We start from the raw sequence: 13,848 nt of genomic DNA, 5'->3' as shown, positions 1-13,848 counted from the left end.
GGCCGTCGTACGATGCCGGGCGTGACGCATGACGACGCTCCGCTGCTCGCGGACCTCATGCCGTGGTCCGTCGCACCGCCGCGAATCGGCCGGGGGTGGCCGACGGCCCCCGACCCGTCCACCCTCAAGGCGCGCTGGGACACCCTGATGAAGGCCGAGGGCGCGGACCGCGAGGCCCTGTTCGAACCTTCGCGCTCCCGCACACTGCACTCGGCGGTCGGGCAGCTGCCCGGCCGCTCCACCGGCACGGAGAAGCTGCTGCGCGCGCAGGGCCCCTGCCCGGAGCCGGTCCGCGTGCTGCCGGCGCCCTTCGACGAGCAGTGGCTGATCCCGGACCACCGGCTGATCGACGCGGCGCGGCCGGAGTTGTGGCGGGTGGCAGACGAACAGCAGGTGTTCGTGGTCGAGAACCCCGAGGGCGGCGGCCCCCGTCTGCTGGCCACGTCCCTCGTCCCGCTGCTCCGTCCCGGCCGGGTACGGCCCCTGTACCGCCGCCCCGCGGGCGCCGAGCCGAACCTCGCCCCGGGCCTGCTGGAACACCTGGGCGGCCGCCTCGGTCAGACCCTTGGCCCGGTCGACGTCCTGGCGTGGATCCTGAGCGCGGTGCGGGCGGACCTCACGGTGCCGCTCACCGAGGACCCCGCGCTCTGGTCGACGGGCGTGCAGCGGGGCCGGCGCATGCTCTGGCTGCTGCGCCGCGACGGCGACCGCCCCAAACTGCCCGGCGGCCGCCGCCCCTACGTCCGCGCCCCGCTCCCCGCCCGGCCGCGCACGCTCCACTACGACCGCGACGAGGAGGCCCTGCACCTCGACGAGGGCCGCGTCTCCCCCGTCCCGCCCCAGGCCTGGGACTTCGAGGCGGGCGGTGTCCGCGTCCTGGAGCAGTGGTTCGCGGCCCGGACGGCCGAGGGCGACCCCGGCACGCTCCTCGCGATCCGCCCGGCGAGCTGGCCCCAGACGTGGACCTCCGAGCTGCTGGAGCTGATCACGGTCCTCACGCTGCTGGCCGAACTTCCCCCGCTGGACACGGAGTCGACCCTCACCGCGACCGAGCTGCGCGCGGCCGGCGTCCTGCCGGTCCCGGCCCCGGCTCGCCGCCCCGCCTCGGTCCTGGACCACCACGAGGAGGGACCGGAAGGCCAGTTCGCCCTGCTCTAGCCGTCGGCACCTGCCGCTCCGGCGCGAAGCAGTCCGGCACCCGGGCCCGGCGGATCCGCAGGCCGGCCTCGCCCTGGGCGCCGGCTCGGGTAGGCGATCCGTACGGCGCGCCCCTGCTCCTCCAAGCACGGCGGCGACCCCGTGCGCTCAGCGGTGGCCGGCGTAGCTGTACAGGGACACCGTGCCGCAGCTCAGCTCGGCGGCGACCCGCCGCATCGAGACCGTGACTTGCCCTCGGCGCCCGCGATCCGCACGGCCGCCGCGGCGAGGGCCGAGGACCGGCCCCGCTGACAAGGCGGGCACGCTCGGGACATGATCCACCCCATGGACCGTCTCCCCCTGCCCCTGGAGGGCATCACCGTCGTCGCCGTCGAACAGGCCGTCGCCGCCCCCTTCGCCACCCGGCAGCTCGCCGATCTCGGCGCCCGGGTCGTCAAGGTGGAGCGGGTCGACGGCGGCGACTTCGCACGCGGCTACGACACCGCGGCCCGCGGCCTCGCCTCGCACTTCGTGTGGTGCAACCGCGGCAAGGAATCCATCGCGCTGGACCTGAAGGACCCGCGCGGGCTGGACGCCGTACGGCGGCTGGTGGCGGAGGCCGACGTGTTCGTGCAGAACCTCGCTCAGGGGGCGGCGGCGCGGCTCGGGCTGGACGCGGCCACGCTGTGCGCCGCGCACCCGCGGCTGATCGCCGTGGACATCTCCGGCTACGGGGCGTCGGGACCGTACGCGGACAAGCGGGCGTACGACATGCTCGTGCAGTGCGAGGCCGGCCTGGTGTCGGTGACGGGGACGCCCGAGCAGCCGGTGAAGGCGGGGATCCCGGCGGCGGACATCGCGGCTGCCATGTACGCCTTCTCGGGTGTGCTGGCGGCGCTGGTGCGGCGCGGCGCCACCGGGCGGGGCGGGCCGGTGGAGGTGTCGATGCTGGAGGCGCTCACCGAGTGGATGGGGCATCCGCTGCACCATGTGATGCACGACGGCGCACCACCGGCGCGCACAGGCCTCGCGCACGCCGTCATCGCCCCCTACGACGCCTACGCCACGGCGGACGGCGGGCGGGTGCTGCTGTCGGTGCAGAACGACCGGGAGTGGCGGCGGCTCGCCGAACAGGTCCTCGGGCAACCGGAGTTGGGAAGTGATCCGGCGTTCGCGACGAACGCGGCGCGGGTGGTGCACCGGGAACGTACGGACGCACGGGTCGCGCGGGCGCTGGCGGCGCTGACCGCCGACGAGGCACAGGCCCGGCTGGAGGCCGCGGGGATCGCGTGCGCCCGGCTGCGGGACGTACGGGAGGTGGCGGAGCATCCACAGCTGGCGGCCCGGGAGCGGTGGCGGGAGGTGGGTTCGCCCGCCGGGCCGCTCAAGGCGCTGCTGCCCCCGATCACCTGGCCGGGTGGGGAGCCGGCGCGGAGCGGAGACGTACCCGCGCTCGGGCAGCACACCGAAGCATTGCTGCGTGCCGTGGGGATGACGGACGGCGAGATCGCAGCGCTGCGCCGGGACGGTGTGGCTGCCTGAGCGCGGGCCCTCGAAGAGTGCGTCGGGGGACGTTCGTGCGGGTCAGCGGCCGCCGAACAGCGAACGGCGCAGGCGACGCAGCGGGGCGAAGAGCGAGACCCGGCGCACCCGGGACACCCGGTCGCTGCGCTCGTGCGAGGTGTCACGTGCAGTTATCTCACGCATCAGCGAGGTCGCCTCGGCCGCCTCGCGCTGCGGGACGGCGGGGCCGGCCAGCACCGAGAGATGGCGGTCGAGACGCGAACTGGTCGCGCTGCTCCCGCAGGTGATCGCAGGGACCCTGGCCCTGCTGCGCACTGTTATCTGTTCCATGTCACTCCCCACCCGTACGAGTCCACCCGGCCCGGGCAGGGTAACCCTATCTCCCCCTTGGGGCACGCGTGTATCGCGGTCACAGGATTCACCTTCCCCGTAAGGGGGTTGACCATCCCTCTTCGATCACCCTCCGAATCCAACCGATTCCAGGGCGAGTTGGACAACCGGCTGCGTGGTGGGCCGGAGTGAGCCCCCGGCGGGCTCGACGGTCACAGCGAGTGACGTCGCCGCTCTGTCCAGGCCGTCCGCGACGAAGGGCGTGTCGCCGTCCAGGAGGCCCAGGGAGCGTGGTTGCGCCTGGGGGCGCATGAGCCACAGTTGATGCACACGGTCGCCCGGCAGCTTGTCGTACCCGTTCAGGGTGACGACCGCGCGCCCCTCCGATGCGGAGGCGATCACTCCGATCGTTCTTCCCCCGGCATCCCGTCCGGTGGCCGCACGGGCGTCCGGAGCGGCCAGGACGTGGGCTATCTCACGTGATCTGTCCCGCTCGGCGGCCAGTTGGTCGCCCGTCCGGTTCGCCTGGACGGCGAAGAGGGCGGCGACGACCAGGGCCGCGGCGGCGGTCGCGGTGGCGAACGGGACGAACAGGGGGCGTGTCCTGGGCGTACGGGCACGCGCCGGGGCGGGCTGCGTACCCCACACGTGCGGAGGCAGCACCGCCTCACGCGCGCGCGGCTGGTCCTGCGGGGTCGTGCGTACGGCGGCCAGCACGCGGTCGCGCAGGGCGGCCGGCGCGGGGGCCGCCGTGGACCAGGCGAGCCGCACGGCGTCCTCGGAGAGCACCCGTACCTCCCGCGCGCAGCGCTCGCAGGCCGCCAGGTGCTCCTCGAAGCGGACGCGTTCGTCCCGCTCCAGGGCGTCGAGCGCGTAGGGGGCGGCGAGGCTGTGCAGGTCGGCGCGGCCGCGCAGCCGGTCGAGCAGGCTCATGCCGTACCCCCTCGGCCCTGGGGGTGCGGACGGTCCAGGAAACTCACGCGACTCCTCCGAGGCACTCGCGCAGCCGGGTCAGTCCGTCGCGCATCCGGGTCTTGACCGTGCCGAGCGGCAGCGAGAGCCGTTCGGCCACTTCACGGTAGGTGTAGCCGTCGTAGTAGGCGAGGGTGACGGACTCCCGCTGGAGGGCGGTGAGCCGGTTCAGGCACCGGCGCACCCACTCGCGCTCGAGCCCGGCCTCCACCTCCTCGGCGACCTGGTCGAAGGCGGGCGTCCCGAAGCGCAGTGCCTCGCGCTGCTCGCGCTCGCCGGCCGCGCGGGCGCTGCGCACCCGGTCCACGGCACGACGGTGGGCGAGCGTGAGGACCCAGGACAGGGCGCTGCCACGGGCGGGGTCGAAACGGGCGGCGGACCGCCACAGTTCGAGCAGCACCTCCTGGGCCACCTCCTCGGACTGCGCCGCGTCCCGCACCACTCGCTTGACGAGCCCGAACACGGGCCCGGACACCAGTGCGTAGAGCTCCTCGAACGCCATCTGGTCCCCGCCCGCGACGCGGATCAGCAGTCTGTCCGCCTCCACGCGCTCCCCCTTTCCGCGACCGCACCCCGGCCGCCCCGTCACACCAGACATTCGCAACGCACGCACCTCCGGATGGGGTTACGGATCAGCGCGCCGAAAACGCGGGTCGGGCAGCCGGGAAAACAATCTCCCGACCGACCAATCCGGTCCACCCCCGGCTTCGAATCCCCGGCGTCAGGCAAGTTGGCACTGAGGACGGACGGCATGACAGCTATCTCCAAGCGCGGCGCGGGACTCAGGAGCGTCGCCACCCTCGTCTGTGGTGCGCTGGCCGCCGGAGGGCTCGCGGCCGCCGGCGTGACGGCACTGGAACCGGGGGCGGCAGCCGCCTCCAGTCACCGGGAGGCCCCGCTGATATCGGGGACCCCGCAATACGACAACACCGACGTGTACGCGTTCGTCAGCCCGGACAAGCCGGACACGACGACGATCATCGCTAACTGGATCCCGTTCGAGGAGCCGGCCGGCGGACCGAACTTCTTCACGTTCGCCGAGGACGCCCAGTACGACCTCCACATCGACAACAACGGTGACGGACAGGGCGAGCTGCTGTTCCGCTACACGTTCAGGACGCACGTCAAGAACAAGAAGACGTTCCTCTACAACACCGGTCCCGTCGAGACCCTGGACGACAAGGACCTCAACGTCACGCAGACCTACGACATCGAGTTGCTGCGGCTGGAGAAGCAGCGACTGGTGTCCCGCACGAAGATCGCGGCCGACGTCCCGGTCGCGCCGTCGAACGTCGGCAAGGCGTCCATGCCCGACTACGCCGCGCTGCGCAAGGCGGCGGTGCACGAACTGGCGGGCGGCGCCACGACGTTCGCCGGTCAGGCCGACGACCCGTTCTTCCTGGACCTGCGGGTCTTCGACCTGCTCTACGGCGGGAACCTCTCCGAGGTCGGCAACGACACGCTCAAGGGCTACAACGTCAACTCCATCGCCCTCCAGGTGCCCAACCACCTGATCCAGGAGTCCACCCACCAGCCCGTCGTCGGCATCTGGTCGACGACCCAGCGCAAGAACGCCCAGGGGCACTTCCGGCAGGTCTCGCGCCTCGGCAACCCGCTGGTCAACGAGGTCGTCAACCCGATCGAGGACAAGGACACCTTCAACGCGTCCGGGCCCTGGGACGACGCCCAGTTCCTGGAGAACGTCACCCACCCCGAACTGCCCGGGCTGATCGAGGCGATCTACAAGATCCCGGCGCCCGCCGAGCCGCGCAACGACCTGGTCGACGTCTTCCTCAAGGGCGTGAAGGACCTCAACCAGCCGCCCCATGTGACGCCCTCCGAGATGCTGCGCCTGAACACGTCCGTCAAGCCGGCCGCGACACCGAAGCGGCTCGGCGTCCTGGACGGCGACAACGCGGGCTTCCCCAACGGCCGCCGTCTCACGGACGACGTGATCGACGCCTCCCTCCAGGTCGTCGAGGGCGAACTGCTCGGCGCCAAGAACGACCTGGGCGACGCGGTGGACAAGAACGACAAGGAGTTCGAGAAGGCCTTCCCGTACCTGGCCCTGCCGACGGAGGGCTCGCGCGGCCCGCTGGCCAAGGGCACCTCGGGCGGCAACGACGTCCGCAGTCAGATCGGTGACGCCCTCCAGCCCGCCGGCTCGGACGACACGACCCTGATCGCCGCCTCCGCGGGCGCGGGTGCGGGCGGAATCCTGCTGATCGGCGCGGCCCTGATGTGGTGGCGCCGCATGCGGGGCCGCGCGTACTGACGCCCCCACCGAACGGCGCGGCCCGTACCCCTCCCATCCCCCACGGCGCGGGCCGCGCCTCCCCATCGACGTCCCACCCGCCGGCACACCGAGGAGAGGCATGGTCGCGCGTACCAACGACGAAGAGCCGCAGAGCGAGCGCGGCCGCAGGCCGGACGCCGGGGAGTGCGGGGTGGCGGCGGGCGCCGGCGCCCCGGACCCGTCCGGCGGCACCGCGTCCGCGGCGGGGGACACCGACGAGCGGGTGGCCGCGCTGCGGCGGGTCTCGGCACACGGACGGCACTGGCGCCGGGCCCAGATCGCCGGCTGCGTCGTACTGCTGGCCGTGGCGCTCACCGGAGCGTCGATCGCGGTCGGCAACACGCGGGCCGACGACGGAAGGACCCTGGCCACGACGGGCAGCGGGGTGTCCCCCGCCGCCCTGCTCGGCGGGGGCGACCTGGATGCGGCCGTCTCCGGGCTCCAGACCCATCTCCGTGCGCAGCCGCGCGACTTCGGCGCGTGGGCCGCTCTCGGGCTCGGCTACGTCGAACAGGCCAGGGTCGACGGCGACCCCTCGCGCTATCCGCAGGCCGACAAGGCGCTGGACCGTTCGCTCGGTTTGCGCCCCCGCAACGACCAGGCGCTGGCCGGGCGGGCCGCTCTCGCCGCCGCCCGCCACGACTTCACCGGCGCCCTGGACCACGCCGACCGGGCCCTCGAGGAGAACCCCTACAACGAACGCGCCCTGTGCAGCCGTATCGACGCCCTGCTCGAACTCGGCCGGTACGAGCAGGCGGCGAGGGCCGCCCGCACCGCCGACGCCCGGCGGCCGGGCATCCCCGTCTTCACGCGGTACGCCTACGTGCGCGAGCTGCGCGGCGACGTCGGCACCGCCCGCCGGGTCCTCGAGCAGGCCCTCGACGCCGCCGCCACACCGGCCGACACCGCCTACGTCGCCACCGCGCTCGGCCAACTAGCCTGGAACCAGGGCGACCACGCGAGTGCCCTGCGGCACTACGCCCGCGCCCTCGCCGCCGACGACGGCTACCTCCCCGCCCTGGAGGGGCGGGCCCGCGCGCAGGCGGCGGGCGGCGACCGTGCCGGGGCCGTCCGGGGCATGGAGGCGGTCGTCGCCCGCGCCCCGCTGCCCGGTGCGCTCGTCGCTCTCGGCGAGCTGTACGAGGCGGGCGGCGAACGGGCCAAGGCCCGTGCGCAGTACGCCCTCGTCCACGCCTGGACCGCCCTCGCGCGCGCGAGTGGCGTCAACGCCGACCTCGACACCGCGCTCGCCGCCGCCGACCACGGTGGCGCGAAGCTCGCCCTGAAGGCCGCCCGCGCCGAGTGGGACCGGCGCCGCACCGTGCACACCGCGGACGCCCTCGCCTGGGCGCTGCACGTCAACGGACGTCACGAGGAGGCCCTGCCGTACGCCCGCCGGGCCACCGCCACCGGCTACCGCAACGCCGCCTTCCTGTACCACCGCGGCATGATCGAGCTCGCCACGGGCCGCGCACAGCAGGCCCGCGCCTCCCTTACGACGGCCCTGAAACTGAACCCCGGCTTCTCCCCGCTGGGCGCCCGCGAGGCCCGTACGGCCCTGAAGTCCCTGGAGGCGGCCGGGTGAAGCTCCCTCGTCTCCTCGCCGTCCTGGCCGCCACCGGCGCCCTTCTTCTCGTCCCCGCCGGCACCGCGTCCGCGCACCCGCTCGGCAACTTCACCGTCAACCACTACGACGGCCTGGTGGCCGCCCCCGGTGAACTCCGCGTCGACCACGTCGAGGACCTCGCCGAGATCCCCGCGACCCAGGCCGCACCCGACGTCGAGCGGCTCGGCCTGAGCGGGTGGGCGAGGCAGCGGTGCGCCGCCGCCGCCCGGGACAGCGAGGTCACCGTCGACGGGCGCGCGGTCCCCCTCCGGGTCACCGGCGGCCAGGCGCGCGTGCGGCCCGGTCAGGCGGGGCTCGACACCCTCAGGCTGGAGTGCGCACTGACCGCTCCCCTTCCCGAGGGCGACCCCGCCACCGTCGGATTCCGTAGCGCCGGTGCCGGCTCGGGGCCCGGCTGGCGGGAGATCACCGCACGCGGGAGCCGTACGACGCTCACCGCGTCGGACGTGCCGGAGGAGTCGGTGTCGCGCGAACTGACCGCCTATCCTGAGGAGTTGCTGTCGTCCCCGGCCGACACCGGTTCCGCCGCCCTGCGGATACGGCCCGGCGGTCCCGCCCTGGCCGAGGAACGGGGCGACGCGCCCGCCGCGTCCGTCCTGCCGCGCGGCGCCGACCGCTGGACCAGGGCCCTGGACTCGCTGGTCGCCCGCCAGGACCTCACAGCCGGTTTCGCCGCCCTCGCCCTGCTCGTCGCGACCGGTCTGGGCGCCCTGCACGCCCTCGCACCGGGACACGGCAAGACGCTGATGGCGGCCACCGCGGCGGCCCACGGCGGCCGGGCCCGCATGAAGGACGTCCTGCCCCTGGCCGCCTCCGTCACGGTCACCCACACCCTCGGCGTGGTCGCCCTCGGCCTCCTGGTCACGGGCGGCTCCGCGGCCGCACCCTCGGTGGTCGCCTGGCTCGGCATCGGGAGCGGCGTCCTGGTGACCCTGGCGGGAGCGGGCCTGGTCCGGCGGGCGATCCGGAACCGCGGGCACGGCCCGGCTCACGTGCACGAACACGGTCGGGAGCACGGCCACCACGGCCACGAGCACGCACACGCGGCCGACCACCGGGACCACGCACACCATCACGGGGGACACGACCATCCGCACGACCACGGCGACCACCCGCACGAACACGGAGGACACGACCACCCGCACCCCGGCCACCACACCTCTGCCGCTCCTCACGCGCACACCCACACCCACGGGGGCCACACCCACTCCCACCCCGTCGCCCCCACCCTGCGCGACACGATCCTCATGGGCTTCGCCGGTGGCATGGTCCCCAGTCCCTCCGCGGTCGTCGTGCTCGTGGGAGCCGCGGCCCTCGGACACGCCTGGTTCGGGCTGTTGCTCGTCGTCGCCTACGGCGCCGGCCTGGCGCTCACCCTGACCGCCGCCGGTTTCGCCGTCGTGAAGTTCGGTGCCGGTGTGAGCCGCGCGCTGGTCCGGCGGCCGCGCTGGACCGCCAACCCCCTGGCCGCGCTGGTCCGCCGCGGCGCACCGGTGGGCTCCGCCTTCGTCGTCGTGGCCCTGGGCGCCGGATTGGTGCTCAGGGGGGCGGCAACGGCATTCGGGTGAGCTACTTTTGGGGAGAAATCAGACGACACATCACTCGCGGCTGCGAATGGGGGCGCCCGTGTCCGTGCAACCGGGCAGTGAACGCGTGATCGCCGGCCGGTACCGCCTGCTGTCCCCGCTCGGCGAGGGCGGGATGGGCACCGTGTGGCGCGCCCGCGACGAGGTGCTGAACCGCGAGGTCGCCGTCAAGGAGGTACGCGCCCCGGCCGGGCTGGCGGCCTCCGACGTGGAGCGGATGTACGCGCGCCTGGAGCGCGAGGCCTGGGCGGCGGCGCGGGTCGCCAACCGCAACGTCGTGACCGTTTACGACGTCGCCACGGAGGAGGGCCGGCCTTGGATCGTGATGGAGCTGGTCCGCGGCATCTCGCTGGCGGACCAGCTGGACGCAGAGGGCCCGCTGCCGCCGCGGCGCGCGGCGCACATCGGCGCCGAGGTGCTGTCCGCGCTGCGCGCCGCGCACGAGGCCGGGGTGCTGCACAGGGACGTGAAGCCGGCCAACGTCCTGCTGTCGAACGACGGCCGGGTCGTCCTCACCGACTTCGGCATCGCGACGGTCGAGGGCAGCTCCGCGCTGACCATGACCGGCGAGGTCGTCGGCTCGCCCGAGTTCCTGGCACCGGAGCGGGCGCTGGGCCGCACGCCGGGGCCGGAGTCCGACCTGTGGTCGCTGGGCGTGCTGCTGTACGCGACGGTCGAGGGCCACTCCCCGTTCCGGCACGACACCCCGCTGAGCACCCTGCGCGCGATCGTCGACGAGGAGCCGCCGCCCCCACACCGGGCGGGCCCGCTCACCCCGGTGATCGAGGGGCTGCTGCGCAAGGACCCGGCCGAGCGGCTGTCGCCCGAAAAGGCCGGGCAGGATCTGCGGTTGGTCGCTGCCGGGGGCGCCCCCTCCGCCGGAGGCACCCGGCGTGCGGACACCGCGCCCACGACGCCGTACACCCCGTATCCCCCCACGATCGCCGAGCACCGGCAGCCGCCGTCCCCCACCCCGCCGCGGCCGGTCCCGGCCGCCGCCACCGCGACGACCACCGAGCCGCGCCGCGACCGTCGCGCCGTCACCGCACTGATGGCGGGGATCGCTGCGCTGGCGCTCGCCGCCGGCGGGCTGACCTACGCGCTCCTCAACGACAACGGCGACGGCGGCGACGGCCGGACGGCGGGGGACACCGACACGTCCGCGCCGGAGGCGACGGGGCCGACGGAATCGACGCCGCACGAGGAGACCACCACCGGCGGCGAGGCCACGACCCCGACGCCGAGCGCGCCCCCCTCGTCCACTCCCCCGCCCCAGACGGTGACCGTCAGCATCGCCGGCTCCCGCACCGACTACTCCGGCCCCTGCCCGCCGCCGGACGACCGGGCGCCCGCGTTCACGGCGACCTTCACGGTGGGCAGGCTCCCGGCCGAGGTGGACTACCGGTGGGTCACCCGCGACGGCCAGGTGACCGACCCGGGCTGGCGGACGCTGTCGTTCCCGGAGGGCGGGGAGCGGACCCGGCAGGACCGGGTGATCGTGACGACGTACGAGGAGAGCGGTACGTACGAGAACGCACTCGGCGTCGAGGTCCGGGAGCCGGTGCGGGTCACGTCCGACGCCGTGGCGTTCTCCGTGACCTGCGTGACGGAGACCCCGACGGGCGGGGTCTCCTCCTCACCTTCTGCTACGCCTGCTCCCTGAGGGTCAGGCGACGCTGTCGAGCACCGGCAGGTAGCCGCCGGACTGCCCGCTCGCCGTCGGGTGGTACGAGTCGCCGATGTTGAGCCAGTTGACGCTGTGCAGCCAGGAGGAGCCGGAGCAGATCTCGTGGCCGGTGAAGGTGGTGCGGACGTCGGCGAAGGTGAAGCCGTGGTCCAGGGCGCGCTTCTCGATGGCGGTGTTCAGGAGGTCGGAGGCGTCGTTGATGGCCCTGCGCTTGGTCTCGGACAGACCGAGGCAGGCCTGGCCGAGCTTGTAGAAGCGGGGGTAGCCGATGACGACGACGTGGGCGGAGGGGGCCCTGCTGCGGATCGTCGCGTAGACGTTGTCGAGCTTGCCGGGGAGCGTGGTGTCGACGTACGCACGCGCGGTGTTGATACGGGAGACGCAGGCGCTGTCGGACTGGAGCACGCACGTCGTCATGACGTCCGCGAAGCCGGCGTCGTTGCCGCCGACGCTGATCGAGACCAGGCCGGTGCTGGCGTTGACGGGCGCCAGTTGACCGGCGAGAACTTCATCCGTTCGGGCGCCCGAGCAGGCGGTGAAGTGGAACGTGGAGGGTGAGTTGGCGGCGGCCCAGAGGTACGGGTACGCCCGCGTGCTGCGCTTGCAGTCGCCGCTGGAGCTGATGTAGCTGCCCGCGCCGACGCCGGAGGAGTAGGAGTCGCCGAGCGCCACATAGCTGGTGGCGGCGGCTTCCGACGCCTGCGCCGAGGCGGCGCCGGTGAGGGCGGCCGTGGCGGCGAGGAGGAGTGAGCCGAGGAACACGACAAGTCGGGAACGTCTCATGGAACCTCCGTTTAGCAGGATCTCTGCCTCAACCGTGGTACCAACTACGCGTGTTGAATGGAAGTGTCCATGCCAAAACTTTTCCGGCCGTGAGACCGGTGGGCCCCATGTGACAGGTCATCACCCGGAGGCGGACCGGCCCTCTCCGGGGAACGTTTTTTCGGATCGCAGAGAGCGCATTCCGCGTCTTGACGGCTCCCTGAGGGCTGCGCGACATTGAAGCCCGGCATCCGGCGCTTCAGGGGGCAAAGTCGCCAATGCAGACCATCCGTGCGAAGACAGATGCATCAGACGCGTCAGACGGCGCCGAGCGGACACGGCCCGGTTCGGGGAGGGACCTGGCTCTCGCGCTCGCGGGCGCGGCGACCGCCGTCGGCGGGATCGGCGCGCTGCTCGCGCTCATCGAGTCCGACTCGCCACTGCGCGGTCCGTTCACGCTGTTCTTCCTGTTGGCGGCGCCGGCCACGGCCATCGCCGCGGCACTCGACGGGCTCGATCCGCTCGGCCGCGCGATCGTGGCGCTGGCGGGCGCGATCGCCGTCGACATGCTGGTGGCCCAGGGCCTGCTGGCCCTGCACCTGTGGTCGGTACGTGGCGGCATCGTGGCCGTGACCGCTCTCAGCGCCCTCACCCTCCTGCTGGTTCTGGTCCGGCGCCTCGGTGGCCGCACCGCGAGAAGACAGGGCCTGTGACGTGGACATCAGTGTGTACCGCCCGGGCGAGCTGACCGCCGCCGACCGGGCGGCCTGGACGGCGATGCAGGCCAAGGCCCATCTGCACGATGCGCCCGAACTGGCGAACCCTTTCCTGTCCCCGGAGTTCGCGCTGGCCGTGGGCCGGTGCAGACGGGGCGTACGGATCGCGGTGGCCCGCGAGGACGGCGAGCCCGCCGCCTTCCTCCCGTTCCAGAGAACCGCCGCCGGGGTCGGCCGGGCCGTCGGACTCGGCGTCTCCGACGCACAGGGCGTGGTGCACCGCCCCGGGTTCACCTGGGACGCCCGCAAGCTGCTGCGGGCCTGCGGGCTCGCCGTATGGGAGTTCGACCACCTGGTGGAAGGCCAGCGCCCGTTCGAGGCGCACGCCTCCGGCACCTTCCCGTCCCCGGTCATCGACGTCGACCAGGGCTACGAGGCGTATCTGACCCGGCTGCGCGGCCAGTCGCCGAAGTTCACCAGGTCCACCCTCGCCAAGGAGCGCAAGCTCGGCCGGGACGCAGGCGAGGTCGTGTACGTCCACGACGAGCGGGACCCGGCCGCGCTGCGCACGCTGATGGAGTGGAAGTCCGCGCAGTACCGCAGGACCGGGCGCAGCGACCGTTTCGCGCACGAGTGGATCACCCGGCTGGTGGAGCAGTTGTTCCACACCCGCTCGGAGCCGTTCGCGGGGATCCTGTCGGTGCTGTACGCGGGCGGCAGACCGATCGCCGCGCATTTCGGGCTGCGCACCGAACGGGTGCTCGCCTGCTGGTTCCCGGCGTACGACCCGGCGTACTCGAAATACTCCCCGGGACTGGTCCTGCATCTGCGGATGGCCGAGGGGGCCGCCGCCGACGGGATCTCCTATCTCGATCTCGGGCGGGGACCGAAAGAATACAAGGATTCCCTGAAGACACGGGAAATTCTCGTCTCCGAAGGGTGGGTGACGCGACGTCATCCTGTGGCGTTCGGGCATCGAGCCCGGCGTGCGCCGGTGCGCGCACTGCGCAATGCCGTGGTGGCGAGACCGGAGTTGTTCCAGCCGGCGGACAAACTGCTGAAGCAAATGGGCAAGATCCGGCCAGGCCGCCGGTAACGGCCATACCAACTAAAAGGTGAGGGGAGGTCCCAGGTCTTGCCATAAGGAGTGATTCGTCAATACCGTCATACATCTCATCCGCACCGGACCATCACCACAGGGGACCCAGGGG

12 protein-coding genes are annotated in these 13,848 nt (G+C 73.2%); 8 read left to right on the top strand and 4 right to left on the bottom strand.

Going from position 1 to position 13,848, the window contains the following annotated elements; genetic code table 11:
- The first annotated feature begins 12 nt into the window (after window positions 1-12).
- The gene (locus AB0O67_RS10500) at window positions 13-1,158 is read left to right on the top strand and encodes a type ISP restriction/modification enzyme (protein ID WP_365448307.1); all 1,146 of its coding nucleotides are present in this window, start codon (window positions 13-15) and stop codon (window positions 1,156-1,158) included.
- A 324-nt stretch (window positions 1,159-1,482) separates the two neighbouring features.
- Window positions 1,483-2,679: a CaiB/BaiF CoA-transferase family protein gene (locus AB0O67_RS10495; protein WP_365448305.1), complete on the top strand. Its 1,197-nt coding sequence runs from the start codon at window positions 1,483-1,485 to the stop codon at window positions 2,677-2,679.
- Between the two features lie 42 nt (window positions 2,680-2,721).
- Here AB0O67_RS10495 and AB0O67_RS10490 read toward each other — a convergent pair whose 3' ends face one another.
- The 3 genes from AB0O67_RS10490 to AB0O67_RS10480 all read right to left on the bottom strand — a co-directional run bounded on the left by AB0O67_RS10490 (window position 2,722) and on the right by AB0O67_RS10480 (window position 4,510).
- Window positions 2,722-2,991, bottom strand: coding sequence for a hypothetical protein (locus tag AB0O67_RS10490; RefSeq protein WP_365448303.1), 270 nt, complete (start codon window positions 2,989-2,991; stop codon window positions 2,722-2,724).
- Between the two features lie 126 nt (window positions 2,992-3,117).
- The gene (locus AB0O67_RS10485) at window positions 3,118-3,924 is read right to left on the bottom strand and encodes an anti-sigma factor (protein ID WP_365448301.1); all 807 of its coding nucleotides are present in this window, start codon (window positions 3,922-3,924) and stop codon (window positions 3,118-3,120) included.
- A gap of 43 nt (window positions 3,925-3,967) precedes the next feature.
- Window positions 3,968-4,510, bottom strand: a complete 543-nt coding sequence (locus AB0O67_RS10480) for a sigma-70 family RNA polymerase sigma factor (RefSeq protein ID WP_365448299.1) — start codon at window positions 4,508-4,510, stop codon at window positions 3,968-3,970.
- A 204-nt stretch (window positions 4,511-4,714) separates the two neighbouring features.
- Here AB0O67_RS10480 and AB0O67_RS10475 point away from each other — a divergent pair, with 204 nt between their 5' ends.
- The 4 genes from AB0O67_RS10475 (at window position 4,715) to AB0O67_RS10460 (ending at window position 11,135) form a co-directional block, all read left to right on the top strand.
- Window positions 4,715-6,238 carry a DUF4331 domain-containing protein gene (locus AB0O67_RS10475; protein ID WP_365448297.1) on the top strand — a complete coding sequence of 508 codons (1,524 nt, stop codon included), beginning with the start codon at window positions 4,715-4,717 and terminating at the stop codon, window positions 6,236-6,238.
- Between the two features lie 100 nt (window positions 6,239-6,338).
- Window positions 6,339-7,844 (top strand): tetratricopeptide repeat protein, encoded by a 1,506-nt coding sequence (locus tag AB0O67_RS10470; protein ID WP_365448295.1) that lies wholly within the window; start codon window positions 6,339-6,341, stop codon window positions 7,842-7,844.
- On the top strand, window positions 7,841-9,454 hold the full coding sequence (locus AB0O67_RS10465; protein ID WP_365448293.1) for a nickel transporter: 1,614 nt from the start codon (window positions 7,841-7,843) through the stop codon (window positions 9,452-9,454). The genes AB0O67_RS10470 and AB0O67_RS10465 overlap by 4 nt, the downstream gene beginning before the upstream one ends.
- A gap of 58 nt (window positions 9,455-9,512) precedes the next feature.
- Window positions 9,513-11,135, top strand: coding sequence for a serine/threonine-protein kinase (locus tag AB0O67_RS10460; protein WP_365448291.1), 1,623 nt, complete (start codon window positions 9,513-9,515; stop codon window positions 11,133-11,135).
- 3 nt (window positions 11,136-11,138) lie between these two features.
- Here the strand turns inward: AB0O67_RS10460 and AB0O67_RS10455 are convergent, their stop codons facing one another.
- Window positions 11,139-11,942, bottom strand: a complete 804-nt coding sequence (locus tag AB0O67_RS10455) for an SGNH/GDSL hydrolase family protein (RefSeq protein ID WP_365448289.1) — start codon at window positions 11,940-11,942, stop codon at window positions 11,139-11,141.
- A 257-nt stretch (window positions 11,943-12,199) separates the two neighbouring features.
- Between AB0O67_RS10455 and AB0O67_RS10450 the strand changes: the two genes are divergently transcribed.
- Both AB0O67_RS10450 and AB0O67_RS10445 read left to right on the top strand, forming a co-directional pair.
- Complete coding sequence (locus AB0O67_RS10450) at window positions 12,200-12,634, top strand: hypothetical protein (protein WP_365448287.1); 435 nt, start codon at window positions 12,200-12,202, stop codon at window positions 12,632-12,634.
- Between the two features lies 1 nt (window position 12,635).
- Window positions 12,636-13,733, top strand: coding sequence for a GNAT family N-acetyltransferase (locus AB0O67_RS10445; protein WP_365448285.1), 1,098 nt, complete (start codon window positions 12,636-12,638; stop codon window positions 13,731-13,733).
- Window positions 13,734-13,848 lie beyond the last annotated feature (115 nt).

It is taken from the genome of Streptomyces sp. NPDC086077 (assembly GCF_040686175.1).
In the GTDB taxonomy this organism is placed as follows: Bacteria; Actinomycetota; Actinomycetes; order Streptomycetales; family Streptomycetaceae; genus Streptomyces.
Note: the sequence above shows the minus strand (reverse complement) of the source record. Positions and strands in the feature narration are given on the sequence as shown.

Excerpts from the sequence above, each read along its gene's own strand:
- AB0O67_RS10485 (WP_365448301.1), bottom strand. The coding sequence starts at position 3,924 with ATGAGCCTGCTCGACCGGCTGCGCGGCCGCGCCGACCTGCACAGCCTC.
- AB0O67_RS10450 (WP_365448287.1), top strand. The coding sequence starts at position 12,200 with ATGCAGACCATCCGTGCGAAGACAGATGCATCAGACGCGTCAGACGGC.
- AB0O67_RS10455 (WP_365448289.1), bottom strand. The coding sequence starts at position 11,942 with ATGAGACGTTCCCGACTTGTCGTGTTCCTCGGCTCACTCCTCCTCGCC.
- AB0O67_RS10500 (WP_365448307.1), top strand. The coding sequence starts at position 13 with ATGCCGGGCGTGACGCATGACGACGCTCCGCTGCTCGCGGACCTCATG.
- AB0O67_RS10495 (WP_365448305.1), top strand. The coding sequence starts at position 1,483 with ATGGACCGTCTCCCCCTGCCCCTGGAGGGCATCACCGTCGTCGCCGTC.
- AB0O67_RS10475 (WP_365448297.1), top strand. The coding sequence starts at position 4,715 with ATGACAGCTATCTCCAAGCGCGGCGCGGGACTCAGGAGCGTCGCCACC.
- AB0O67_RS10490 (WP_365448303.1), bottom strand. The coding sequence starts at position 2,991 with ATGGAACAGATAACAGTGCGCAGCAGGGCCAGGGTCCCTGCGATCACC.
- AB0O67_RS10470 (WP_365448295.1), top strand. The coding sequence starts at position 6,339 with ATGGTCGCGCGTACCAACGACGAAGAGCCGCAGAGCGAGCGCGGCCGC.